Origin of the sequence: Hydrogenophaga sp. YM1, from assembly GCF_016903055.1 — a bacterium.
Classification (GTDB): Bacteria; Pseudomonadota; Gammaproteobacteria; order Burkholderiales; family Burkholderiaceae_C; genus Hydrogenophaga; species Hydrogenophaga borbori.
In genome coordinates, this window is record NZ_CP070223.1 from 573,782 (window position 1) to 598,316 (window position 24,535).

The 24,535-nt window shown below is 72.0% G+C and carries 24 protein-coding genes and 1 pseudogene; 20 read left to right on the top strand and 5 right to left on the bottom strand.

Features of this window, described 5'->3' with window-relative positions; translation table 11 throughout:
* Window positions 1-4: 4 nt before the first annotated feature.
* The 4 genes from JNX00_RS02820 (at window position 5) to JNX00_RS02835 (ending at window position 4,764) form a co-directional block, all read left to right on the top strand.
* Window positions 5-637, top strand: a complete 633-nt coding sequence (locus tag JNX00_RS02820) for a pyridoxamine 5'-phosphate oxidase family protein (protein ID WP_204744017.1) — start codon at window positions 5-7, stop codon at window positions 635-637.
* A gap of 1 nt (window position 638) precedes the next feature.
* Window positions 639-1,769: an acyl-CoA dehydrogenase family protein gene (locus JNX00_RS02825; protein ID WP_204744018.1), complete on the top strand. Its 1,131-nt coding sequence runs from the start codon at window positions 639-641 to the stop codon at window positions 1,767-1,769.
* A 126-nt stretch (window positions 1,770-1,895) separates the two neighbouring features.
* Window positions 1,896-3,287 (top strand): Trk system potassium transporter TrkA, encoded by a 1,392-nt coding sequence (trkA, locus tag JNX00_RS02830; RefSeq protein WP_204744019.1) that lies wholly within the window; start codon window positions 1,896-1,898, stop codon window positions 3,285-3,287.
* Window positions 3,288-3,300: 13 nt separating this feature from the next.
* On the top strand, window positions 3,301-4,764 hold the full coding sequence (locus tag JNX00_RS02835; protein ID WP_070400429.1) for a potassium transporter TrkG: 1,464 nt from the start codon (window positions 3,301-3,303) through the stop codon (window positions 4,762-4,764).
* A gap of 110 nt (window positions 4,765-4,874) precedes the next feature.
* Here JNX00_RS02835 and JNX00_RS02840 read toward each other — a convergent pair whose 3' ends face one another.
* The gene (locus JNX00_RS02840) at window positions 4,875-5,579 is read right to left on the bottom strand and encodes a glutathione S-transferase N-terminal domain-containing protein (protein WP_070400428.1); all 705 of its coding nucleotides are present in this window, start codon (window positions 5,577-5,579) and stop codon (window positions 4,875-4,877) included.
* A 95-nt stretch (window positions 5,580-5,674) separates the two neighbouring features.
* Here JNX00_RS02840 and JNX00_RS02845 point away from each other — a divergent pair, with 95 nt between their 5' ends.
* Complete coding sequence (locus tag JNX00_RS02845; RefSeq protein ID WP_204744020.1) at window positions 5,675-6,076, top strand: YchJ family metal-binding protein; 402 nt, start codon at window positions 5,675-5,677, stop codon at window positions 6,074-6,076.
* Entirely contained in the window at window positions 6,073-6,714 is a 642-nt protein-coding gene (locus JNX00_RS02850) for an HAD family phosphatase (protein WP_070400426.1), read from the top strand. The genes JNX00_RS02845 and JNX00_RS02850 overlap by 4 nt, the downstream gene beginning before the upstream one ends.
* Before the next feature lie 12 nt (window positions 6,715-6,726).
* Here JNX00_RS02850 and JNX00_RS02855 read toward each other — a convergent pair whose 3' ends face one another.
* From JNX00_RS02855 to JNX00_RS02865, 3 genes are all read right to left on the bottom strand, one after another.
* Window positions 6,727-7,830 (bottom strand): alpha-hydroxy acid oxidase, encoded by a 1,104-nt coding sequence (locus JNX00_RS02855; RefSeq protein WP_239478247.1) that lies wholly within the window; start codon window positions 7,828-7,830, stop codon window positions 6,727-6,729.
* 26 nt (window positions 7,831-7,856) lie between these two features.
* Window positions 7,857-8,537 (bottom strand): Fe2+-dependent dioxygenase, encoded by a 681-nt coding sequence (locus JNX00_RS02860; RefSeq protein WP_070400425.1) that lies wholly within the window; start codon window positions 8,535-8,537, stop codon window positions 7,857-7,859.
* Between the two features lie 130 nt (window positions 8,538-8,667).
* Window positions 8,668-9,690 carry an AraC family transcriptional regulator gene (locus JNX00_RS02865; RefSeq protein ID WP_070400424.1) on the bottom strand — a complete coding sequence of 341 codons (1,023 nt, stop codon included), beginning with the start codon at window positions 9,688-9,690 and terminating at the stop codon, window positions 8,668-8,670.
* Between the two features lie 118 nt (window positions 9,691-9,808).
* On the opposite strand from JNX00_RS02865, the gene JNX00_RS02870 reads away from it, so the two are divergent.
* The 14 genes and pseudogenes from JNX00_RS02870 (at window position 9,809) to JNX00_RS02935 (ending at window position 23,226) form a co-directional block, all read left to right on the top strand.
* A complete protein-coding gene (locus tag JNX00_RS02870) occupies window positions 9,809-11,416 on the top strand; it encodes a carboxyl transferase domain-containing protein (RefSeq protein ID WP_204744022.1) in 1,608 nt (535 codons plus the stop codon).
* Between the two features lie 8 nt (window positions 11,417-11,424).
* The gene (locus JNX00_RS02875) at window positions 11,425-11,940 is read left to right on the top strand and encodes a DinB family protein (RefSeq protein ID WP_070400422.1); all 516 of its coding nucleotides are present in this window, start codon (window positions 11,425-11,427) and stop codon (window positions 11,938-11,940) included.
* 30 nt (window positions 11,941-11,970) lie between these two features.
* Window positions 11,971-13,107 (top strand): acyl-CoA dehydrogenase family protein, encoded by a 1,137-nt coding sequence (locus tag JNX00_RS02880; protein WP_083293288.1) that lies wholly within the window; start codon window positions 11,971-11,973, stop codon window positions 13,105-13,107.
* A gap of 1 nt (window position 13,108) precedes the next feature.
* Entirely contained in the window at window positions 13,109-13,891 is a 783-nt protein-coding gene (locus tag JNX00_RS02885) for an enoyl-CoA hydratase/isomerase family protein (RefSeq protein WP_204744023.1), read from the top strand.
* Between the two features lie 117 nt (window positions 13,892-14,008).
* Window positions 14,009-14,629, top strand: coding sequence for a DUF4126 domain-containing protein (locus JNX00_RS02890; protein ID WP_204744024.1), 621 nt, complete (start codon window positions 14,009-14,011; stop codon window positions 14,627-14,629).
* Window positions 14,626-15,942: an adenosylmethionine--8-amino-7-oxononanoate transaminase gene (bioA, locus tag JNX00_RS02895; protein ID WP_083293287.1), complete on the top strand. Its 1,317-nt coding sequence runs from the start codon at window positions 14,626-14,628 to the stop codon at window positions 15,940-15,942. The genes JNX00_RS02890 and bioA overlap by 4 nt, the downstream gene beginning before the upstream one ends.
* The gene (locus JNX00_RS02900) at window positions 15,932-17,161 is read left to right on the top strand and encodes an 8-amino-7-oxononanoate synthase (protein ID WP_070400418.1); all 1,230 of its coding nucleotides are present in this window, start codon (window positions 15,932-15,934) and stop codon (window positions 17,159-17,161) included. Before bioA ends, JNX00_RS02900 begins: the two co-directional genes overlap by 11 nt.
* Window positions 17,161-17,871 (top strand): dethiobiotin synthase, encoded by a 711-nt coding sequence (gene bioD, locus JNX00_RS02905; RefSeq protein WP_204744025.1) that lies wholly within the window; start codon window positions 17,161-17,163, stop codon window positions 17,869-17,871. The genes JNX00_RS02900 and bioD overlap by 1 nt, the downstream gene beginning before the upstream one ends.
* Window positions 17,864-19,873, top strand: a complete 2,010-nt coding sequence (locus JNX00_RS02910) for an acetyl/propionyl/methylcrotonyl-CoA carboxylase subunit alpha (protein ID WP_204744026.1) — start codon at window positions 17,864-17,866, stop codon at window positions 19,871-19,873. The genes bioD and JNX00_RS02910 overlap by 8 nt, the downstream gene beginning before the upstream one ends.
* 19 nt (window positions 19,874-19,892) lie before the next feature.
* Window positions 19,893-20,813, top strand: a complete 921-nt coding sequence (locus JNX00_RS02915) for a glyoxylate/hydroxypyruvate reductase A (protein WP_204744027.1) — start codon at window positions 19,893-19,895, stop codon at window positions 20,811-20,813.
* Window positions 20,814-20,824: 11 nt separating this feature from the next.
* A complete protein-coding gene (locus tag JNX00_RS02920; protein WP_070400414.1) occupies window positions 20,825-21,736 on the top strand; it encodes a hydroxymethylglutaryl-CoA lyase in 912 nt (303 codons plus the stop codon).
* A 4-nt stretch (window positions 21,737-21,740) separates the two neighbouring features.
* Window positions 21,741-22,241, top strand: a pseudogene (locus JNX00_RS02925) (YbaK/EbsC family protein); the annotation flags it as partial.
* Between the two features lie 92 nt (window positions 22,242-22,333).
* Window positions 22,334-22,558: a DUF1289 domain-containing protein gene (locus JNX00_RS02930; RefSeq protein WP_070400413.1), complete on the top strand. Its 225-nt coding sequence runs from the start codon at window positions 22,334-22,336 to the stop codon at window positions 22,556-22,558.
* The gene (locus JNX00_RS02935; RefSeq protein WP_204744028.1) at window positions 22,555-23,226 is read left to right on the top strand and encodes a 2-hydroxychromene-2-carboxylate isomerase; all 672 of its coding nucleotides are present in this window, start codon (window positions 22,555-22,557) and stop codon (window positions 23,224-23,226) included. The genes JNX00_RS02930 and JNX00_RS02935 overlap by 4 nt, the downstream gene beginning before the upstream one ends.
* A gap of 16 nt (window positions 23,227-23,242) precedes the next feature.
* Here JNX00_RS02935 and JNX00_RS02940 read toward each other — a convergent pair whose 3' ends face one another.
* Window positions 23,243-24,535, bottom strand: coding sequence for a serine hydrolase (locus JNX00_RS02940; protein ID WP_204744029.1), 1,293 nt, complete (start codon window positions 24,533-24,535; stop codon window positions 23,243-23,245).

Consider the following 24,535-nt stretch of genomic DNA (forward strand, 5'->3'; position numbering starts at 1 on the left):
TTCCATGATCCAGACCCTCGAACAGTTGCGCGGCCTCTACGCCGCCCCGGGCGAGCGCGCGCGCCGCAAGCAGCTGTCGCGCATCGACGCGCACGCCCGCCGCTTCATCGCGCTGTCGCCCTTCTGCATGCTCGCCAGCGGCGGCGCCAACGGCCGCCTGCTCGACGCCTCGCCGCGTGGCGGCGAGGCCGGCTTCGTGAAGGTGCTCGACGAGCACACCCTGCTGCTGCCCGACTCGGGCGGCAACAACCGGCTCGACACGCTGGAGAACCTGATCGCCGACCCGCGCCTGTCGCTGATCTTCCTGGTGCCCGGCGTGGAAGAGACGCTGCGCATCAACGGCCGCGCGCGCCTGCGCGACGAGCCCGAGTTCGTGGACCGCTTCGCCCAGGAGCGCCAGCGGCCCAAGCTGGTGATCGAAGTCGCGGCGCGCGAGGTCTACCTGCATTGCGCCAAGGCCTTCATGCGCTCGCGCTTGTGGGAGCCGGCGGGCTGGCCCGCGCGCCACGCGTTGCCGACCATGAACCAGATGATCAGCGACCAGATGGGGCTCGCCGCGCCCACCGAAACCCAGGAGGCCATGCGCGCGCGCTACCTCGCGCAGCTGGTCCAGGAACAGAGTCCCGAGAAGGAATGACATGCTGCTGACCCCCGACCAGGAAGCCGTCCGCGAGGCGGTGCGCGCCTTCGCCCAGGCCGAGCTCTGGCCCCACGCCGCGAAGTGGGACAAGGAGCACCACTTCCCGGCCGACGTGCACCGCGGCCTCGCCGAACTCGGCGCCTACGGCATCTGCGTGCCCGAATCGTTGGGCGGTGCCGGCCTGGACTACGTGAGCCTGGCCGTGGTGCTGGAGGAAATCGCCGCCGGCGACGGCGGCACCAGCACGGCCATCAGCGTCACCAACTGTCCCGTCAACGCCATCCTCATGCGCTACGGCAGCGCCCGGCAGCAGGAGCGCTGGCTGCGTCCGCTGGCCGCCGGCCAGATGCTGGGCGTGTTCTGCCTCACCGAGCCGCACGTGGGCTCGGACGCCTCGGCCTTGCGTACCACCGCGGTGAAGCAGGGCGGCGACTACGTGCTCAACGGTGTCAAGCAGTTCATCACCAGCGGCAAGAACGGCCAGCTCGCCATCGTGATCGCCGTGACCGACAAGGCCGCGGGCAAGCGTGGCATGAGCGCCTTCGTGGTGCCCACCGACACACCGGGCTATGTGGTGGCGCGGCTGGAAGACAAGGTGGGCCAGCACAGCAGCGACACGGCGCAGATCAACTTCGAGAACTGCCGCATCCCGGCCGACAACCTCATCGGCGCGGAGGGCGAGGGCTACAAGATCGCGCTGTCGGCGCTGGAGGGCGGGCGCATCGGCATCGCGGCGCAGAGCGTCGGCATGGCGCGCAGCGCCTTCGACTGCGCGCTGGCCTACGCCAAGCAGCGCGAGAGCTTCGGCCAGCCCATCTTCAACCACCAGGCGGTGGGTTTCCGCCTGGCCGAGATGGCGACGCAGATCGAGGTGGCGCGCGCCATGGTGCTCCACGCGGCCGCGCTGCGCGACGCCGGGCGCCCCTGCCTGAAGGAGGCGGCCATGGCCAAGCTGTTCGCCAGCGAGATGGCCGAACGCGTGTGCAGCGACGCTATCCAGGTGCACGGTGGCTACGGCTACGTGAGCGACTTCCCGGTCGAGCGCATCTGGCGCGACGTGCGCGTGTGCCAGATCTACGAAGGCACCTCGGACGTACAGAAGATCCTCATCCAACGCGCCCTGGCCTGATGACCAGAGAACCCCTCCGGCGCGAAATGCCTTGACCGAGGGTGCCGCGGAGCCGGCTTTGCCGGGCCGCAGGCACCGCCCCCTGGGGGGTGACGCCGCAGGCGGCGCGGGGGGTACCATCCTTTTATGAACATCATCATCCTCGGGGCCGGCCGCGTGGGCGAGAGCGTGGCCGAGAGTCTGGTCTCCGAGCAGAACGACATCACCGTCATCGACATGGACCCGGCGCGCCTGCGCCTGCTCGAAGACAAGCTCGATCTGCGCGGCGTGGTGGGCAACGGCATCCAGCCCTCGGTGCTGCGCGACGCCGGCGCCAAGGACGCGGACATGGTCATCGCCTGCGCGGCGGCCGACGAGACCAATCTCGTGACCTGCAAGGTGGCGCACGACGTGTTCAACGTGCCCACCACCATCGCGCGCCTGCGCTCGCCCGAGTTCATCGAGGGCGACGAACTGCTCTCGCAGACCGGCTTCTCCGTCAGCCACGTGCTCTGTCCCGAAGAGTCCGTCACGCGCTACATCCGCCAGCTCATCAGCTACCCCGAGGCCCTGCAGGTGCTGGAGTTCGCCGATGGCCGCGCCAGCCTCATCGCGGTGCGCGCCAACCACGGCGGCGCGCTCGTGGGCCACACCATCGGTGAGTTTCGCGAGCGCTACACCCGCTGCGAAATGCGCGTGGTCGCGCTCTACCGGCTCGACACCGAGATGGAGGCCACGCCCTCCACCCGCATCCTCGCGGGCGACGAGATCTTCGTGCTCGCCGACACCGACAAGATCCGCGACGTGCTCTCGGCCATCCACAACACCGACAAGCCCGTGCAGCGCGTGATGATCGCCGGCGGCGGCCGCGTCGGCCTGCGCCTGGCGCGCAGCCTGGTGGGCCAGTGCGAGGTGAAGCTGCTGGAGCGCGACAAGAAGCGCTGCGAGTACCTGGCGAGCCAGCTGCCCTCGAGCATGCTGATCCTGCAGGGCGATGGCGCCGACGAAGACCTGCTGGAGGAGGAGAACGTGGGCGAGATGGACATGTTCCTCGCGCTCACCAGCGACGACGAGGACAACATCATGTCGGCCATGCTGGCCAAGCGCCTGGGCGCGGGCCGCGTCATGGCACTCATCAACCGCCGCGCCTACGCCGACATGATGCAGGGCGGCACCATCGACATCGCGATCTCGCCCTCGCAGGCCGTCATCGGCGAGCTGCTCACCCACATCCGCCGCGGCGACGTGGCGGCCGTGCACAGCCTGCGCCGCGGCGCGGCCGAGGCCTTCGAGGGCATCGCGCGCGGCGACGCCAAAACCAGCAAGCTCGTGGGCCGCCGCATCGAAGAGCTCAAGCTGCCCAAGGGCACGCGCATCGGTGGCATCGTGCGCGGCGAAGGGCGCAACTCCGAGGTGCTGATGCCGCACCACGACCGGCTCATCGAGGCCGGCGACCACATCATCCTGTTCATCCCGAACAAGCGCCTGGTGCGCGAGGTCGAGAAGCTGTTCCAGGTCAGCGCCACCTTCTTCGGCTGACGGCCGAGCGACCATGCAATCCCTCTGGCTGCCCGTCCTCAACGTCTTTTCGCGCGTGCTGCTGGCGTTCTCGCCGACCTTCCTGGTGCCCATGGCCTGGGCCTGGTTCCTCGACAAGAACCACCACGTGCTGGTCTGGGCCTTCGGTTTCGCGGCCACCGTGTGCAGCGGCTGGGCCCTGTGGATGCTCACGCGGCGGCACCGCCGCGAGCTCATGCCGCGCGACGGCTTTCTGCTGGTGAACCTGGTGTGGGTGGTGCTGCCGGCCTACGCCGCCGCGCCGCTGTACTACAGCGTGCCAGACCTGAGCCTGAGCAAGGCCTACTTCGAGGCCATGAGCGGGCTCACCGCCACCGGCGCCACAGCGATCTCGGGGCTGGACCTGCTGCCGGTGTCCATCAACGTCTGGCGCTGCTTCCTGCAGCTCGTCGGCGGCCTGGGCATCATGCTGCTGGTGGTGGCCGTGCTGCCGCTGCTGGGGCTGGGTGGCATGCAGATCTACCGCGCCGAGACGCCCGGCCCCATGAAGGACACCAAGTTCACCCCGCGCATCGCCGAGACCGCGCGCGGCCTTTGGGGCGTGTACGCGCTGTTCTCCGTGGCTTGCATGCTGGCCTACCGCTGGGCCGGCATGGGCTGGGCCGACGCCTTCATGCACATGTGCACCACCATGGGCCTGGGCGGCCTGTCGCCCTACGACGCCAGCTTCGGCCACTACAACTCGGCGCGCATCGAGTGGGTGGCCACCGCCTTCATGACCATGGCGGGCATCAGCTTCCTGCGCTACTTCGTGGTCATCAAGCACCGCTCGCTGCGGCCCATCACCAACGACCGCGAGATCCGCACCTACCTGGTGGTGCTGGCCGCGGCCATCGCCGTGGTGACGCTGCTGCTGCTGGTGAACGGGGTGTACACGGACGTCGGAACCGCCCTGCGCAGCGCGGCCTTCCACGTGGTCTCGGTGGCCACCACCACGGGTTATGCGTCGGTCGACTACGCGCAGTGGCCGGTGTTCGCCCCGGTGCTGCTCATGTTCCTGGGCTGCTTCGCCTCCTGCGCGGGTTCCACGGGCGGCGGCATCAAGATGGTCCGCATGGTGCTGCTGATCAAGCAGGCGCGGCGCGAACTGGTCCGCATCATCCACCCGCGCGTGGTCAACCCGGTCACGCTGGCCGGCGGCGTGGTGCCGCCGCAGGTGATGAACGCGGTGTTCGGCTTCATGCTGATCTACGGCGCGGCCACCGTGGGCCTGACCATGCTGCTGCTGCTCACCGGGCTGGACATCGTCACCGCGTTCTCCGCCGTGGTCGCCACGGTCAACAACATCGGCCCGGGCCTGGGGCTGGTGGGGCCGGCGAGCAACTATGGCGTGCTCAATGACGGCCAGATCTGGGTGCTGAGCTTCGCGATGATGCTGGGCCGGCTGGAGCTGTTGACGGTGCTGGTGCTCTTCACCGGCCACTTCTGGCGGAAGTAGGAAGCCCCCCTGCGCCGCTGCGCGGCTTCCCCCGGAAGGGGGGACGGCGCCTGCGGCCTGGCAGAGCCAGTTCCGCGGCGCCCCTGGACGACGACCCTTCGTGCCTGGGCTCAGTCGCGCGCCGGGATGTTGAGCCCGCGCTGCACGGCGGGGCGCGCGACAAAGGCCTCGAGCACGCGCTGCACCTCGGGGAAGTCCTGGAAGCCGACGATCTCGCCCGCGCCATAGAAGCCCACGAGGTTGCGCACCCAGGGAAAGGTGGCGATGTCGGCGATGGTGTACTGCTCGCCCATGATCCAGCGCTTGCCCTTGAGGTGCTGGTTCAGCACCGCCAGCAGGCGCTTGCTCTCGTTCACGTAGCGGTCGCGCGGGCGCTTGTCCTCGAAGTCCTTGCCGGCGAATTTGTGGAAGAAGCCGAGCTGGCCGAACATGGGGCCGATGCCGCCCATCTGGAACATCAGCCACTGCAGGGTCTCGTAACGCGCGCCGGCGTCGCGGGGCAGGAGCTGGCCGCTCTTGCTGGCCAGGTAGACCAGGATGGCGCCCGATTCCCACAGCGCCAGCGGCGTCCCCTCGGGACCGTTCGGGTCGATGATGGCCGGGATCTTGTTGTTCGGGTTGAGCGAGAGGAACTCGGGCGAGAGCTGGTCGTTGGTGTCGAAGCGCACCAGGTGCGGCTCGTACGGCAGGCCGGTTTCTTCCAGGGCGATGGACACCTTCACGCCATTGGGCGTGGGCAGCGAGTACAGCTGCAGGCGGTCGGGGTGCCGGGCGGGCCACTTCTTCGTGATCGGGAAGCTGTCGAGAGCGGTCATGGGTTCTCCTTGGGGTGCGCGCATTGTGCGGTCCGCCCCGCGTGGCCCCAGGGATTGCAGGGGCATCGATAATCCGCCCTCTTCCGCGATTCCCGATGCCCACCCCCACCAGCGCGCCCTGTCCCTGCGGTCGCGGCCCCGCCTTCGACGCCTGCTGCGGCCGCTACCTCGGCACCGCCACCCCCGCCCCCGACGCCGAATCGCTCATGCGCTCGCGCTACAGCGCCTTCGTGCGCGGCGACGTGGCGCACCTGCTGGCCACCTGGCATGCCAGCACGCGGCCGGCCACGCTGGACCTGGAGCCGGGCGTGAAGTGGCTGGGGCTGCAGGTGCGCGCGCACCGCGCCATCGACCCCGACCACGCCGAGGTCGAGTTCGTCGCGCGCTCGCGCGTGGCGGGCCGGGGCCAGCGCCTGCACGAGCGCAGCCGCTTCGTGCGCGAGGGGGGGCTCTGGTACTACGTGGACGGCGATTTTCCGAGCGAGGACAAGCGGTGAGTTTCGAGGCGGTTTTGTTTGATTGCGACGGCGTGCTGGTCGACAGCGAGCCCATCACCAACGGTGTGTTGCGCGAGTCGCTCGTCGAGGCGGGCTGGGCGATTTCGCCTGAGGACTGCGAGCGCCTGTTCATCGGCCGCGCGGTGCGCGACCAGCGCGCGCTGATCGAGCAACACACCGGCCGCCCCTGGTCCGAAGAATGGCTGCAGGCCTTCTACGCGCGGCGCAATGAGCGCCTGCGCGCCGAGCTCAAGGCCATCGAGGGCGTGCACGAGGCCGTGGCACAGCTGCACGGCTCGGTGGGCGGGCGCATCGCCTGCGCCTCGGGCGCCGACCGCGCCAAGGTGGTGATGCAGCTCGAGCAGGTGGACCTGGCGCGCTGGTTCGGCGACGCCATCTTCAGCGGCCACGACCTGCCGCGCTCCAAGCCGGCGCCCGACGTCTACCTGGCCGCCGCCGCGCACCTGGGGGTGGACCCGAGGCGCTGTCTGGTCATCGAGGACACCGCGCCCGGCGCCCAGGCCGGCCTGGCCGCGGGCGCCACGGTCTGGGGCTTCTGCACCCAGGGCCATGGCCGCGCCTTCGAGGGCCTGCCGGTGGCGCGGGTGTTCCACCACATGCGCGAGCTGCGGCTCTGAGCGGGGCGCGACTCAGCCGCCGCGCCAGATCCGGCTCTCGTCGATATCCGCCAGCGTGCGGCAGCCCGTCAGGGCCATCGCCATCTCCAGTTCCGCGCGCAGCAGGTGCAGCACATGCGCCACGCCGGGCGCGCCGGCGGCGGCCAGGCCATGCAGCACGGGCCGGCCCACCAGCACGGCCGAGGCGCCCAGGGCCAGCGCCTTGAACACGTCGGTGCCGCGGCGCACGCCACCGTCCAGCAGCAGCGGCAAGCGGCCGTTCACGGCGCGCGCGATGGCGGGCAGGGCCTCGATGGTGGCGGGCACGGTGTCGAGCACGCGCCCGCCGTGGTTGGAGACGATCACGCCATCCAGGCCCTCGTCGGCCGCGCGCACGGCGTCCGCGGGCGAGAGCACGCCCTTGAGCAGGACGGGCAGCGCGGTCTGCTCGCGCAGCCAGTCGATGTCGCGCCAGGTCAGGGCCGTGTCCACCAGCGGGCTGCCGAACAGGGGCGGGCGACCCAGGGGCGCGGTGTGGGGCGGCGGGTTGCGCACGCCCTGCAGGTTCACGGCGCTCAGGCCCGGCGGCAGCGCGAAGCCGGCGCGCCGCTCGCGGTTGCGCGGGCCGCTCACGGGCGCGTCCACCGTCACCACCAGGGCGAGGTAGCCCGCGGCTTGCACGCGGTGCACCAGTTCGCGGGTGAAGCCGCGGTCGTGCTGCACGTAGAGCTGGAACCACAGCGGCGCGGTGGCCTGGCGCGCCAGCGCGTCCAATGGCAGGCCGGCCTGCGTGCTCACCACCATGCCCGCGCCCAGGGCGCCGGCGGCGAGCACCGTGGCCCTCTCGCCGTCGGGGTGCGCGAGCTGCTGGTAGGCCACCGGGGCGACAAAGATGGGGTGCTCGAAGGCCTGGCCCAGCAGCGTGAGCCGGGTGTGGGCGCCGGCCAGCTCGGCCAGCGCGCGCGGCGCCAGGCGCAGGCGCTGGAAGGCGGCCTGGTTCTCGCGCAGGGTGATTTCATCCGCCGCGCCGCCCTGCAGCCAGGCCCAGGCCGCGGGCGTCATGCGCTCGCGCGCCAGCGGTTCGTAGTCGCTGACGGCGGCCACCTCGGGCGGGATCTGCGCCAGCGGCGGCTTCATGTCGCGTGGGCTCGCCGATGGCGACATCAGGTGTTCGCCCATTGCCGCAGCAGGTTGTGGTACACGCCGGTGAGCCGGTCCAGCGCGGGGTGCCCGGGCGTGTCGCGCACAAGCTGCTGGATGGCGGTGTCGAGTTCGAGCATCAGCGCGCGCTGGCTGTCGTCGCGCACCAGGCTCTGGACCCAGAAGAAGGCCGCCAGCCGCACGCCGCGCGTGACCGGGGTGACGTGGTGCAGGCTGGTGCCGGGGTAGAGCACCAGGTCGCCGGCCGCCAGCTTGGCGCTGTGCTGGCCGAAGCTGTCCTGCACGGTCAGCTCGCCGCCCTCGTACTCGTGGGGCTCGCTGAAGAACAGGGTGGCCGACAGGTCGCTGCGCACCCGGTGCGGCGTGCCCGGCACGCTGAAGATGGCCGCGTCCACGTGCGCGCCGTACCGGCCGCCGCCCTGGTAGCGGTTGAAGCGCGGCGGCAGCACCTTCAGCGGCAGGGCGGCCGACAGGAAGAGTGGGTGCTGGCCCAGGGCCTGCAGGATCAGGTCGCCGACCTGGCGCGCCGCCGGCTGGTCGTCGCCCAGCTGCTGGTTGTGCTTGACCTGGGCGGCCAGGTGGCCGGCGGTGGCGCGGCCGTCGGTCCAGTCCGCGGTCTCCAGCGACTGGCGGCACTGGCGCAGCTGCTCGGGCGTCAGCACCTGGGGAATGCGCAACATCATGGGCGGGCAATTTAAATGAGAACGATTCCCGATTGTGACCGGCTTTTGTCCCGAGACACCGCGGAACCGGCGTTGCCGGGCCGAGGCCGGCGTGCGGGGGCGCGCGACGCTCGTCGGGTGGGCTGCCGCGTCAGCGCCGCCGGAAGTCGCCAGGCGACTGTCCCGTCCAGGCCCGGAAGGCGCGGATGAAGCTTTTCTCGTTGCGAAAGCCCGCCGCCTCGGCCACCTGCTTGATGGGCCGGTCGGTGCGCAGCAGCAGCTGGCTCGCGCGCTCGCGCCGCACCTCGTCCTTCAGCGCCTGCAAGTTGGCCCCTTCTTCCCTCAGCTGGCGGTGCAGGGTGCGCGCCGAGGTGTGCAGCAGGGCGGCCAGGTCGTCGGCATTGTGGGTCTCCAGCGGCTGGCGGGCCAGCAGCTGGCGCACGCGCTGCACCAGCAGGCGGTCGCGCCGGTAGGAACGCACCGTCAGCGGCAGCGCGCGCTGCAGCAACTGGCTCATGGCCGCTTCGTCGCGGCGCAGGGGCAGGCTGAGGTAGCGCGAATCGAAGTGGATGGCGGCCTGGTCTGTGCCGAAGCGGGCCGGGGCGTCGAACAGCACCGCATAGGCCTCGACGTGCGGCGGCGGCGCGTAGGGGAAATGCGCCTCCAGCAAGGGGATGCGCGAATCCACGAACCAGGCCGCCAGGCCGTGGATGTTGCGCAGCACCGAGACCACGCACAGCTCGGTGAGCGGGCCGGGGTCGCGGCGCAGGCGCAGGGCGATGGCGGCGCGCTCGCCGCTGGTCTCGACCGAGAGCGCGACCGCGTTCGCCAGCAGGCCGTGGTGGCGGCACCAGCGCTTGAGCGCCACCGCCAGCGTGGGCGAGGACAGCGAGGCCCGCGCCAGCAGCCCGTAGCTGCCCCAGGGCAGCGCGCGCTCGAAGCAGCCCAGGGCCTCGTCGTCGAGCTCGCGCATGGCCGCGTAGGACACAGCCTCCATCTGCGCGGCGGTGATGCGCGCTGGCGGATCGTTCAGGTGCTCTGGCGGAATTTGTGCCTGCGCCAGGGCCGCCGCCGGGTCCATGCCGCGCGCCCGGTAGGCCAGCACCATGGCCCGGACCAGCGCCATGGGCGTGAGGGCGGGGCCGGGCAGCAGGTCGGGGGTGTCCGCGGGCATGGCGCGAGTGTGCCACCGCGCCTGGTCTTGTGGCGCGATTTGCAACCGCCATGGCGGCCGGCGGCGGCGGCCGGGGGTGTACCCTCGCCCTTCGTTCGCCCACCACACGAGACAGGCCATGCCCATCCTGGAGACCAAGCTCAACCCCCGATCGGCCGAATTCCAGGCCAACGCCGAGGCCATGCGCGCCCAGGTGGAGGACCTCAAGGTCCAGCTCGCCCAGGCCGCCCAGGGCGGCGGCGAGGCCGCGCGCGCCAAGCACGTCAAGCGCGGCAAGCTGCTGCCGCGCGAGCGCGTGCAGATGCTGCTGGACCCCGGCACGCCCTTCCTGGAGCTGGCGCCCCTGGCCGCGCACGGCATGTACCACGGCGACGCGCCCTGCGCCGGCCTGATCGCCGGCATCGGCCGGGTGAGCGGCGTCGACTGCCTGATCGTCTGCAACGACGCCACCGTCAAGGGCGGCACCTATTACCCCATGACGGTGAAGAAGCACCTGCGGGCGCAGGAGGTGGCGATGCAGAACCAGCTGCCCTGCATTTACCTGGTGGACTCGGGCGGCGCCAACCTGCCCAACCAGGACGACGTCTTCCCCGATCGCGAGCACTTCGGCCGCATCTTCTACAACCAGGCCAACATGAGCGCGCAAGGCATTGCGCAGATCGCGGTGGTGATGGGCTCGTGCACCGCCGGCGGCGCCTACGTGCCCGCCATGAGCGACGAGACCATCATCGTGAAGAACCAGGGCACCATCTTCCTGGGCGGCCCGCCGCTGGTGAAGGCCGCCATCGGCGAGGTGGTGAGCGCCGAGGACCTGGGCGGCGGCGACGTGCACACGCGCCTCTCGGGCGTGGCCGACCACTTGGCGCAGAACGACGCCCACGCCATCGCGCTGGCGCGCCAGGCCGTGGCCACGCTGAACCGCCGCAAGGAGGCGAGGCAGGCGCTGATCGAGCCGCGCGCGCCCAGGTATCCGTCCGAGGAGCTGTACGGCGTCATTCCCACCGACACCCGCAAGCCCTACGACGTGCGCGAGGTCATCGCGCGCCTGGTCGACGGCTCCGAGTTCCACGAGTTCAAGGCGCGCTTCGGCAGCACCCTGGTCTGCGGCTTCGCGCACATCGAAGGCATGCCCATCGGCATCGTGGCCAACAACGGCGTGCTGTTCTCCGAAAGCGCGCAGAAGGGCGCGCACTTCATCGAGCTGTGCGGCCAGCGCAAGGTGCCGCTGCTGTTCCTGCAGAACATCACCGGCTTCATGGTGGGACGCAAGTACGAGAACGAGGGCATCGCGCGCCACGGCGCCAAGATGGTCACGGCCGTGGCCACGGTGCAGGTGCCCAAGTTCACCATCATCATCGGCGGCAGCTACGGCGCGGGCAACTACGGCATGTGCGGCCGCGCCTACAGCCCGCGCTTCCTCTGGATGTGGCCCAACGCGCGCATCAGCGTCATGGGCGGCGAGCAGGCCGCGAGCGTGCTGGCCACCGTCAAGCGCGACGGCATCGAGGCCAAGGGCGGGTCCTGGAGCGCCGAGGAAGAGGCGAAGTTCAAGCAGCCCCTGCTCGATCAGTTTGCGCACCAGTCGCACCCCTACTTCTCCAGCGCCCGCCTGTGGGACGACGGCGTGATCGACCCCGCCGACACGCGCCGCGTGCTGGCGCTGGCGATGTCGGCCACGCTGAACGCGCCCATCGGCGAGCCGAAGTTCGGCGTGTTCCGCATGTGAGCGCAGCCATGGACGCCCGCGCCCATTTCCTCACGCTCGCGCGCTACCACGCCTGGGCCACGCGGCGCCTGCTGGAGGCGGTGGCCGCGCTCGACGAAGACGCCTACCGGCGCGACGTCGGCCTGTTCTTCAAGAGCGTGCACGGCACGCTGAACCACCTGCTGGTGGGCGAAAGCCTGCTGTGGTTTCCCCGCTTCGCGCGGGGCGAATCGCCAGCGCTGGCCCTGGACATGGAGGCCGAGCCCGATCGCGCGCGGCTCGCGCAGGCGGTGCTCGATGGCGCGCTGGCCTGGGACGGGGCCATCACCCACTGGCCCGCCGAGCGCTTCGACGGTCGCCTGCGCTACACGCGCTCGAATGGCGAGGCCATGGACCTGCCCTTCGCGCCCACGCTGGCCCATGTGTTCAACCACGCCACGCACCACCGCGGCCAGATCACCGCGGCACTGACCCTGCTGGGGCAACCGGGGCCCGAACTGGACCTCGTGCGCTTCCTGCAGCTGCAGCCCGCCCGGACCGGCTGAAGCCGACCACCCTTGACGGAGACACCAGCCTTGGAACCCACGATCTACGACACCCCCGAGCACCAGACCCTGCGTGAGCAGGTGGCGCGCTTCATCGCGCGCGAGGTCGAGCCGCACGGCATGGCCTGGGAGCAGCAGGGCTTCGTGCCGCGCGAGGTGCTGCGCCGCATGGGCCAGGCCGGCCTGCTGGGCATTGCCTTCGAGGGCGAATACGGCGGCGGCGACGCCGATGCGCTGACCAATCTGGTGTTCGCCGAGGCGCTGTCGCAGAGCACCTTCGCCGGCTTCGTGATCACCGTGCTGGTGCACACCGACATGGCCGGCCCGCACCTGCACCACGCCGGCAGCGCCGCGCAGAAGGCCCGGCACCTGCCTAAGGTCTGCGCGGGCGAATCGATCTGCGCCGTGGCGATCACCGAACCCGGCGCCGGCTCCGACGTCGCCGGCATCCGCACGCGCGCCGTGCGCGAGGGCGATGAATGGGTGCTCAACGGCACCAAGATGTTCATCACCAACGGCGTGCACGCCGACCTCTACTTCGTCGCGGCCAAGACCGGGCCGGGCAAGCGCGAGGTCTCGATGTTCATCGTCGAGAAGGGAACGCCCGGCTTCAGCGTGGGCCGCGCGCTGCACAAGACGGGCTGGCTCAGCTCGGACACCGCCGAGCTGGTGTTTGACAATGTGCGCCTCCCCGCCGCCAACCTGCTGGGCGAGGAGGGCAAGGGCTTCTACGCGGTGATGAAAAACTTCCAGACCGAGCGCATCGCCCTGGGCGCCATGGCCGTGGGCCATTGCCAGCGCGCGCTGCAGCTCACGCTGGACCACGTGCGCCAGCGCCAGGCCTTCGGCGGGCCGCTGTGGGACCAGCAGGTGATCCGCCAGCGCCTGTCGATGCTCGACGCCAAGGTGCGCGCGGCGCGCCAGTTCATGTACCACTGCGCCTGGGCGGTCACGCAGGGCAAGGACATCGTGCAGCAGGTGTCGATGCTGAAAGCGCTTACCGGAGAACTGGTGAACGAGGTGGTGCAGACCTGCCAGCAGTTCCACGGCGGCATGGGCTTCATCCGCGAGACCGCCATCGAGCGCCTGTGGCGCGACGCGCGCGTGCTGGCCATCGGCGGCGGCGCCACCGAAGTGATGCTGGAAGAGGTTGCGAAGAGGTACTGACATGAGCGATGTGATCGAGGTTTCCCGCCCCAGCGCGCACGTGGCGCGCGTCTGGCTCAACCGCCCCGATGTGCGCAACGCCTTCAACGACGAGGTGATCGCCGCGCTCACGCACGCCTTCGGCGCGCTGTCGCAGGACGCGGACCTGCGCGTGGTGGTGCTGGGCGCGCACGGCAAGGCCTTCTGCGCCGGCGCCGACCTGAACTGGATGAAGGCCATGGCCGGCTACTCGTGGGAAGAGAACCGCGCCGACGCCCAGCGCCTGGCCGACATGCTCTGGACCCTGGACCAGTGCCCGGTGCCCGTGGTGGGGCGCGTGCAGGGCGACTGCTACGCCGGCGGCATGGGCCTGGCGGCCATCTGCGACGTGCTGGTGGCCGTGGAGGGCGCGACCTTCTGCCTGTCCGAGGCGCGCCTGGGCCTGCTGCCGGCCACCATAAGCCCCTACGTGGTCCGCGCCATGGGCGCGCAGGCCGCGCGCCGCTACATGGTCACGGCCGAGCGCTTCAGCGCCGTGCAGGCCCACGCCCTGGGCATGGTGCACGAGCTGGCCACGCCCGAGACGCTGGACGCCACGGTCGACGGCATCGTGGCCACCCTGGCCAACAACGGCCCGGCCGCCGCGCGCGCCTGCAAGGCCCTGGTGCGCGACGTCGCCGGCCAGCCGCTCACGGCCGAGCTGCGCGCCGACACCGCGCGCCGCATCGCCGACATACGCGCCAGCGAGGAAGGCCGCGAAGGCCTGGCCTCCTTCCTGAACAAGCGCGCGCCGAACTGGCAGTGAGATGAAGCTGCCCCCGCGCCGCTTTGCGGCTCCCCCCTCTCTCGCCTTCGGCGGGAGCGGGGCGCACCCAGAGGCCTGGCAAAGCCAGTGCCTCGGGTGCTCCGGAGGCAACGCGACATGAATGACGCACTGCAATCCCTGGGCACGCCCGAGCTGCTGGCGCTGGCCGCCGCGCTCGGCTGGGCCAGCGGCCTGCGCCTGTACCTGGTGGTCTTCCTCACCGGCCTGGCGGGCTGGATCGGCTGGCTCGAGCTGCCGCCCGGCCTGCAGGTGCTGCAGCACCCCGCGCTGCTGGGCGCCAGCGGCTTCATGCTCTTCATCGAGTTCTTTGCCGACAAGATCCCCTGGGTCGACTCCCTGTGGGACCTGGTCAACAGCGTGATCCGCGTGCCGGCCGGCGCCGCGCTCGCCGCCGGCGCGCTGGGCGCCGACAGCGCCACCCTGGCGCTGATGGCCGCGCTGCTGGGCGGCACCCTGGCGGCCACCAGCCAGGCCGCCAAGACCAGCGCGCGCGCGGCCGCCAACGCCTCGCCCGAACCCTTCACCAACCTGGGCTTAAGCCTGCTCGAAGACGGCCTGGTGGTGGCCGCGCTGTGGCTGGCCACGAACCACCCCCTGGTGTTTGCGGTCCTGCTGGTGGTTATCGTGCTGGTCATGTGGTGGATCACGTGGACGCTGTTCCGCTTCCTGCGCGCCGTCTGGCGCCGCGCGCTGGGGCGGGCACAAGAACCGGTATGACGAACAACGGATCGGCCATGCCCGAGCTGGCCGCGCGCAGCCTGGCGCGCGTGTGGCACCCCTGCACCTCGATGGCGCGCGCCGCGCAGCGCCCGCCGCTGCCCCTGGCGCGCGGCGAAGGCCCCTGGCTGTTCGACAGCGAGGGCCGGCGCTACTTCGACGCCATCTCCTCCTGGTGGGTCAACCTGTTCGGCCACAGCGACGAGGGCCTGCGCGCGGCCATCACCGCGCAGTTGAACACCCTGCCGCACGCCATGCTGGCGGGCTGCACGCACGAGCCCGTGGTGCGCCTGGCCGAGCGCCTGTGCGCGCGCAGCGGCGGCGCGCTGGCGCACGCCTCCTTCGGCAGCGACGGCGCAAGCGCGGTCGAGATCGCGCTCAAGCAGAGCTTTCACGCCTGGCGCAACCAGGGCCTCGAGGGCAAGCGCGGCTTCGTCGCCCTGCGCGGCGGCTACCACGGCGAGACCCTGGGCGCGCTGTCGGTGACCGACGTGGCCATCTTCCGCGACGCCTACGACCCGCTGCTGATGCGCAGCCGCCTGGTGGACGCGCCCGACAGCCGCCTCGGCAATGAAGACCAGGCGCTGGCCGCGCTGGCCGCGCTGCTGGCGCGCGAGGCCGATCAACTGGCCGCCGTGCTGATCGAGCCGCTGGTGCAGGGCGCCGCCGGCATGGTGATGCATGCGCCGCGCTACCTGCGCGAGCTGCGCCGCCTGTGCACCGCGCACGGCGTGCACCTGATCGCCGACGAGATCGCCGTCGGCTGCGGGCGCACCGGGCGCTTCTTCGCCTGGTCGCACACCGAGCCGGCGGGCCCGGCCGATTGGCCCGACTTCCTGCTGCTGTCCAAGGGCATCACCGGCGGCACCCTGCCGCTGTCGGTGGTGCTCAGCGGCGAGGCCGTGTTCCGGGCCTTCTGGTCCGACGACCCCGCGCGGGCCTTCCTGCACTCGCACTCCTACACCGGCAACCCGCTGGCCTGCGCGGCCGCCAACGCGGTGCTCGACCGCTTCGACGCCGGCCAGGAGGCGCGCTGCGCCGAGCAGGCCGCCTGGCTGGCCCAGGCCTTCGCGCCGCTGGCGCAGGACGATCGCGTGGCGCACCTGCGCCAGCGCGGCACCATCCTGGCCTTCGACCTGCCGGGCGCGGCGGCCGATGTCGCCGAGCGCTTCCACCTCGCGGGGCGCGCGCACGGGCTGCTGATCCGGCCCATCGGCCGCACGGTCTACCTCATGCCGCCGTACCTCGTCGACCCTCCCACCGCGGCCTGGCTGGCCGAGGCCGTCACGGACACGCTGAACGATGTGGTTTGAGCACCTGAACCAGCGCCTGGACGACCTCGACGCGCGCGACCTGCGGCGGCGCCTGCGCGTAGCCGACAGCGGCACCGCGCCGCGCCAGCGCGTGCGCGATCCGCGGGGCGGCACGCGCGAGCTGCTCATGTTCTGCGGCAACGACTACCTGGGCCTGGCCGCGCACCCCGCCATCGCCGAGGCCCTGGCCGAGGGCGCGCGGCGCTGGGGCGGCGGCTCGGGCGCCTCGCCGCTGGTGAGCGGCCACAGCGCCGCGCACGCGGCCGTCGCGGCCTGGCTCGGCGAGGCCTTCGCCGGGCACATTCCCCAGGCCCGCGCGCTGGGTTTCTGCACCGGCTACATGGCCAACCTGGGCGTGCTCACCGCGCTGGGCGACGCCGAGGTCGAGCTCTTCTGCGACCAGCTCAACCACGCCTCGCTCATCGACGGCGCGCGCCTGTCCCGGGCGCGTGTGAGCGTCTACCCGCACGCCGACACCGCGGCCCTGGCCGCGCGACTGGCCGCCAGCGCGGCGCCGCGCAAGCTCATCGCCACCGACAGCGTGTTCAGCATGGACGGCGACATCGCTCCCCTGCGCGAGCTGCTGGCCCTGGCCGAGGCGCACGACGCCCTGCTGGTGGTCGACGACGCGCACGGCTTCGGCGTGCTGGGCGAGGACGGCCTGGGTGCCCTGCAGCTGCTGGGCCTGCGCAGCCCACGCCTGGTGCTGATGGGCACCCTGGGCAAGGCCGCGGGCCTGGCCGGCGCCTTCGTGGTGGCGCACGACCGCGTGATCGAGTTCCTGCTGCAGAGCGCGCGCAACTACATCTTCTCCACCGCCGCGCCGCCGTTGCTGGAGCACGCCGTGCTCACCTCGCTGCGGCTCATCCAGGGACCCGAAGGCCGGCGGCGCCGCGCCGCGCTGCGCGAGCGCGTCGCCCAATGGCGCGCGGGCGCCCAGGCCCTGCTGGCGCGCCACGCCGGCCTGGGCTGGCGGCTGATCGATTCGCAGACGCCGGTGCAGGCCCTCGTGGTGGGCGGCAACGCGCCGGCCATGGCGCTGTCGGCGCGGCTCGAGGCCGAAGGCCTGCGCGTGCCGGGCATCCGCCCGCCCACGGTGCCGGTGGGCAGCGCGCGCTTGCGCGTGACCTTGTGCGCCAGCCACGCGCCCGAGGACGTGGACCAGCTGCTGCACGCCCTGGAACGCGCCGCGCTGTCCGTGGCGCTGGAGGTGGCCTGATGCAAGGCCTGTTCGTCACCGGCACCGACACCGAGATCGGCAAGACCTGCGTCAGCGGCGGCCTGGTGCACGCGCTGCAGGCGCGGGGCTGGCGCGTGGCGCCCCTCAAGCCCCTGGCGGCCGGCCAGCGGCAGGACGCCGACGGCCGCTGGTTCAACGAAGACGTGCGCCACCTGCACGCGGCCCAGGCCCTGGGGCTGAGCGAGGCCGAGGTCGGGCCGTTCCAGTGGCGCGAGGCCTGCGCGCCGCACATCGCGGCCGCGCACGAAGGCCGGCCGGTCGAGCGCGCGGCCGTGCTGGCGGCGGCGCGCGCGCTCGCCGCACGCGCCGATCTGCTGGTGGTCGAAGGCGTCGGCGGTTTTCGCGTGCCCCTGCTGCCGGACTGGGACACGGCCGATCTCGCGGTCGACCTGGGCCTGCCCGTCCTGCTGGTCGTGGGCTTGCGCCTGGGCTGCCTCAACCACGCCGCCCTCACCGCCGAGGCCGTGCGCGCGCGTGGCCTGCGGCTGGCGGGCTGGGTGGCCAACGCGGTCGACCCGGCCTTTGCCCACGCCGACCTCAACCTGTCATCGCTGCAGGCGCTGCTGCGGGCGCCCTGCTGGGGCCGCGTGCCGCGCCTGGCCGATCCCACGCCGCGCGCCGTCGCGCCGCACCTCACCCTGGACCACGCGCCCGCGTGGCCATCCACCCGGAGACCCTCCCATGTTTGACAAGATCCTGATCGCCAACCGCGGCGAGATCGCCTGCCGCGTCGCCGCCACCGCGCGCCGCCTGGGCGTGAAGACCGTGGCCGTGTACTCCGACGCCGACGCGCGCGCCAAGCACGTGGCCGCCTGCGACGAGGCCGTGCACATCGGCGGTTCCGCGCCCAAGGACAGCTACCTGCAGTGGGAGCGCATTCTCGCGGCCGCCCGGGCCACGGGCGCGCAGGCCGTGCACCCGGGCTACGGCTTCCTCAGCGAGAACGAGGCCTTCGCCGACGCCTGCGCCAAGGCCGGCCTGGTCTTCATCGGCCCGCCCTCGTCGGCCATCGAGGCCATGGGCCTGAAGGCCGAATCCAAGCGCCTGATGGAAAAGGCTGGCGTGCCCCTGGTGCCCGGCTACCACGGCACCGACCAGGACCCGGCCCTGCTGCAGCGCGAGGCCGACCGCATCGGCTACCCCGCGCTCATCAAGGCCAGCGCGGGCGGTGGCGGCAAGGGCATGCGCGTGGTGGAAAAAAGCGAGGACTTCGCCGCCGCCCTGGCCAGCTGCCAGCGCGAGGCGCGCAACAGCTTCGGCAGCGACGCCGTGCTGATCGAGAAGTACGTGCAGCGCCCGCGCCACATCGAAATCCAGGTCTTCGGCGACACGCGGGGCAACTGCGTCTACCTGTTCGAGCGCGACTGCTCGGTGCAGCGGCGCCACCAGAAGGTGCTGGAGGAGGCGCCCGCGCCCGGCATGACGCCCGCGCTGCGCCAGCGCATGGGCGAGGCCGCGGTGGCGGCCGCGAAAGCGGTGAACTACGTGGGCGCGGGCACGGTGGAGTTCATCGTCGAGCAGCCCGAGGGCTACGACCACCCCGAGGCCATGCGCTTCTACTTCATGGAGATGAACACGCGCCTGCAGGTGGAGCACCCGGTGACGGAGGCCATCACCGGCCTGGACCTGGTGGAGTGGCAGCTGCGCGTGGCCTCGGGCGAGCCCCTGCCGCTGCGCCAGGACCAACTGCGCATGAACGGCCACGCCATCGAGGCGCGCATCTGCGCCGAGAACCCCGACAACCAGTTCCTGCCGGCCACCGGCACGCTGCAGGTCTACCGCAAGCCGGCGCACACCGCCTTCGAGCGCGGCACCACCCGCGTGGACGACGGCGTGCGCGAGGGCGACGCCATCAGCCCCTTCTACGACTCCATGATCGCCAAGCTCATCGTGCACGGCGACAACCGCGAGCAGGCCCTGGCGCGGCTGGACGCGGCCCTGGCCGAGACCCGCATCGTCGGCCTGGCCACCAACGTGCAGTTCCTGCGCCACGTGGTGGCCAGCGAGTCCTTCGCCAAGGCGCGGCTCGACACCGCGCTCATTCCGCGCGAATCGGCCGTGCTGTTCCAGCAGGACCGCGTGGGCACGCCCACGGCCGTGGCCGCCGCCGTGGCCCAAACCCTGCTGGGCGAACACGCGCTCGAAGGCGCCGACCCCTTCTCGCGCCGCGACGGCTTCCGCTCGCACGGCCTGACCACGCGCCGCTTCGACTTCGAGGTCGCCGGCGCCACGCTGCAGGCCACGCTCACCTACGGGCGCGGCGGCGCGCTCACGCTGGCGCTGGGCGACGTGCAGGGCCCGCTGGTGGTCGAGCCGCTGGCCGGAGAACGCTTCGACCTGCAGTTCGCCGGCCGCCGCGACACCGTGCAGACCTGGACCACGGGCGAGACCGTGCACGTGTTCTGCGCGCGCGGCGCCACCAGCCTGGTCGAGATCGACCGGCTGGCCCACGCGGGCGAAGGCGAGGGCGAGGGCGGCCGCCTCACCGCGCCCATGCCCGGCAAGGTCGTGTCCTTCGCCGTGAAGGCCGGCGACGCGGTGAAGAAGGGCCAGCCGCTGGCGGTGATGGAGGCCATGAAGATGGAGCACACCATCGCCGCGCCGGCCGACGGCACCGTGGCCGAGCTGCTCTACGCGCCCGGCGACCAGGTGGCCGAGGGCGCGGAGCTGCTTAAGCTGGCCGCGCATTGAGGAACCCACGCTTCGCACCATGCACATCACCGTCTGCCTCAGCCAACAGAAGCCCGAACCCTGGCAGGAGGGCCTGCGGGCCGCGCTGCCGGATGCCACCGTTAGCGTCTGGCGGCCCGGCGCGCCCGCCGCCGACTTCGCGGTGGTCTGGGCGCCGCCCCAGGCCTTCTTCGACGAACAGCCGGGCCTGAAGGCCGCGTTCAACACCGGTGCCGGCGTGGACGCCCTGCTCGGCCTGCGCGTCGCGCCGTCCACGCGCCTCGTGCGGCTCGACGACGCCGGCATGTCGGTGCAGATGGCCGAGTTCGCCTGCCACGCGGTGATTCGCCATTTCCGCGAGCTGGACGCGTATGAGGCCGAGGTGCGCGAGGGCCGCTGGAGCTACCGCAAGCCGCGCGCCCGCGCCGACTTCCCGGTCGGCGTGATGGGCCTGGGCGTGCTCGGCGAGCGCGTGGCGCGCGCGCTCACGGTGTTCGACTTTCCCGTGCACGGCTGGAGCCGCTCGCCCAAGGCCATCGACGGCGTGCGCTGCCACGCGGGCGAGGCGCAGCTCGACACCTTCCTGTCGAGCTGCCGCGTGCTCATCAACCTGCTGCCGCTCACGCCCCAGACGCAGGACATCCTGAACCGCCGCACCCTGGGCCTGCTGCGCCCGGGCGGCTACCTGATCAACCTCGCGCGTGGCGCCCACCTGGTGGACGAGGACCTGCTGGCCCTGCTCGACAGCGGTCACCTGGCCGGCGCGGCGCTCGACGTCTTCCGCACCGAACCCCTGCCCGCCGGGCATGGTTTCTGGAACCACCCGAAAATCACGCTCACGCCGCACACCTCGGCCCGCACCCTGCGCGAAGAGAGCATCGCGCAGATCGCGCGCAAGATCGCCGCGCTGCAACGCGGCGAAGCCGTGGCGGGCGAGGTGGACCGCCAGCGCGGCTATTGAAAGGACATCCCATGAACCAGCTCCCCCAGCGCGTCAAGCTCGTCGACGTCGGCCCGCGCGACGGCCTGCAGAACGAGAAGCAGCCCGTGCCCGCCGCGGTCAAGATCGAGCTCGTGCACCGCCTGCAGGCCGCCGGCCTGACCGAGATCGAGGTCACCAGCTACGTGAGCCCCAAGTGGGTGCCGCAGATGGCCGACAACCACGAGGTCATGCAGGGCATCCAGCGCCGCGCCGGTGTGCGCTACTCGGTGCTGACGCCCAACCTGAAGGGCTTCGAGGCCGCGCTGGCCGACCGGCCCGACGAAATCGTGGTCTTCGGTGCCGCCAGCGAGGCCTTCAGCCAGAAGAACATCAACTGCAGCATCGCCGAGAGCATCGAGCGCTTCGCGCCCGTGGTGGCGGCGGCCAAGGCCAAGGGCATCGCCGTGCGCGGCGCCATGAGCTGCACCGTGGGCTGCCCGTACGAAGGCGAGGTGCCGCCCTCGCGCGTGGACTACCTCGCCGGCCTCATGAAGGGCATTGGCGTGGAGCACGTGGGCGTGGCCGACACCATCGGCGTGGGCACGCCGAAGAAGGTGCAGGCCGCCTTCGAGGCCACCTTCAAGCACTACGGCGTCGACCAGGTGTCGGGCCACTTCCACGATACGTACGGCCAGGCCGTGGGCAACACCCTGGCTGCGCTGGAGATGGGGGTGTGGCAGTTCGACGCCTCCGTGGCCGGCCTGGGCGGCTGCCCCTACGCCAAGGGCGCCACCGGCAACGTCGCCACCGAGGACGTGGTCTACCTGCTGCACGGCATGGGCATCGCCACCGGCATCGACCTCGACGCCCTGATCGACGCCGGCGCCTACATCAGCCAGCAGCTGGGCCGGCCCACCAACTCGCGCGTGGCGCGCGCCGTGCTGGCCAAGCGCCAAGGCTGAGCGCATGACGCCGGTGTCCGAACTGCAAACCTCCCCCGCCATCCGCCGCGTGGCCGAGCGCCTGGCCGCGCTGGGCCACGCGCACGCGCCCGTGATGCTCGACGACGCCGCGCGCACCGCGCAGCAGGCGGCCGACGCGCTGGGCGTGGCCCTGGGACAGATCGCCAAAAGCATCATCTTCCGCCGCAAGGGCGACGAGCGCGCGGTGCTGGTCATCACCTCCGGCGACCGCCGCGTGGACGAGAAGCGCGTGCAGGCCCTGGTCTGCGGCGAGGGCCACAAGCTGGGCCGCGCCGACGCCGACTTCGTCAAGGCGCAGACCGGTTTCTCCATCGGCGGCGTGTCGCCGCTGGCGCACGCCCACGAGCCCGTCACGCTGATCGACCGCGAGCTGTTCCGCTTCGACGTGGTCTGGGCCGCGGCGGGCCACCCGCACGCCGTGTTCCCGCTCACGCCGCAGGAGCTGGAGCGCTACACCGGCGCGCCCGTGGCCGACGTGGTCCAGGGTGACGCGGGCCCCCACGCGCCGCCGCTGCGCGGGTCGCTGCCCCCCGCGGGGGCGGATCCGGCTGGCGGCGGCCCGGCGCCGGATCGCGCATGAACGCGCCCGAACGCCCCAACTTCAAGCGCGCCCGCATGCGCCAGCCCGGCGTGGCCGTGCCCTCGCCCTGCCTGAGCGTGTGCCGGCTCGACGAGCGCCGGGGCCAATGCGTGGGCTGCCTGCGCACGCTGGCCGAGATCGGCGCCTGGAGCCGCATGAGCGACGCCGACAAGCTGGCCGTGTGGGCGCAGCTCGACACCCGGGAGCCGATCGCCGAATGAAAGACGTCCAGTTCTTCTACGACCCCATCTCGCCCTACGCGCACCTGGCCTTCGCGGCCTTGCCGCAGGCGCTGATGGGCCACAGCGTGGCGCTGCACTACCGCCCGGTGCTGTTCGCCGGCCTGCTCAAGGCGCACGGCCAGCTGGGGCCGGCCGAGATCCCGGCCAAGCGCGACTGGACCTACCGCCAGGTGCAGTGGCTCGCGCACACGCACGGCATCCGGCTCGAGCTGCCCGCCACCCACCCCTTCAACCCGCTGCCGCTGCTGCGCCTGGGCCTGGCCACCGCCGTGGACGAAGCGCCCGGCGAGACCAGCCGCTACGTCACCGAGCTGCTGTTCCAGCACGTCTGGCACGGCGGGGCCGACGCGGCCGATCCGGCGCGCCTGGCCGATCTGCGGGCGCGGCTGCAAGACCACATGGCCCAGCGCGGCCGGACCTGGGTCGAGCCCGACAGCGATGTGGTGAAGCAGCGCCTGCGCGCCAACGGCGAACAGGCCCTGGCCCTGGGCCTGTTCGGCGTGCCCGCCCTGGTGGTGGACGGGCGCCTCTTCTGGGGCTTCGACGCCCTGCCCATGCTCAAGGCCTGGCTGGACGGCGACGCCTGGTTCCAGGGCGGCGCCTGGGAGGCCGCCGCGCGCACGGCGGTGGGCGTGCAGCGGCGCTGAACGCGGGGCGCGCGCCTCAGCGCCGCGCCATCAGGTGCTTGGCCAGCGCGTGGTACGCCGGCAGCGAGTTCGGGTCGTTGGCCGCGTTGCCGGCCGTGGGGTGCGAGGCGAAGCGCGCGATCACCATCTCCGCCTTCGGGTCGATGTACAGCGCCTGGCCGTGCACGCCGCGGGCCATGTAGGCGCCGTGGTCGTTGTGCGTCACCCACCACATGTTGCGGTAGCTCCAGCCCTTGAGCTGGGCGTAGCCGGCCTTCTCGAAATCGGCCTTCGAGCCGCCGCGCCGGATGTCGGCGATGGCCGCGCGCGGAATGATCTGCTGCCCGCCCAGGCGGCCGCCGTTGCGCAGCAGCTCGCTCACGCGCGCGAGGTCGCGCAGGCCCGCGTTGAGCCCGCCGCCGGCGAAAGGCGTGCCGATCGAGTCGACGGTGAAGTAGGCGTCCTGCTCGGCGCCGATGCGCCGCCACAGGCGCCGCGACAGCAGCTCGGCCACCGACTGGCCGCTGACCCGCGCGATCACCCAGCCCAGGGCGTCGCTGTTGGCGGTCTTGTAGCCGAAAGCCTCGCCGTGGTGGCCCTGGGGCTGCACCGTCTGCAGGTACTCGAAGTAGCTGCGCGGGCCCTGGTAGCCGACGGGCTTGGGCAGTGGGCTGCCCGCCTGCGCGTGCTGCCAGACGTCGGCCTGGGGGTCGGCGTAGTCCTCGCTGAAGCGGATGCCGGTGGTCATGTCCAGCAACTGGCGCACGGTGGCGCTGCCGAAGGCCGAGGCCGCGAGCTCGGGCACGTAGTGGTCCACGCGCCGGTCCGGGTCCAGCCGGCCTTCGGCCACCAGCACCGCACCCAGCAGGCCGGTGAAGGACTTGGTGACCGACATCAGGCCGTGCTGGCCTTCTTCGGTGAGCGCGCCGAAGTAGCGCTCGTAGACGATGCGGCCGCGGTGCAGCACGACGATGCCATCGGTGTAGTTGAGCGCGAGCGATTGCGCCCAGGTGATGGGCTCGCCGCCGCCCAGCGGGGTGAAGCGCAGGCCGTCGATGTCGCCGCGTTCGGCGCGCGGCAGCGGCCGCGGCGCGCCCAGCCCGCGCGAGACCTGCACGGTGGGCATCAGTTCGCGGAAGTGCGCCACGCTCCAGCGCCAGGCCGGGAAGTCGGCGTAGCTGCCATCGGCGAAGCGGATGGTGCGCTCGGCCGGCGGCGGGGCGCCCTTCATCCAGCCCAGCCGGGCGGGGTCGCTGGCCTCGGCGTCGGGGGGCGCGGCGGGCGCGGGCAAGGCCGCGAGCAGGGACAGGGACAGCAGCAGGGATCGCAT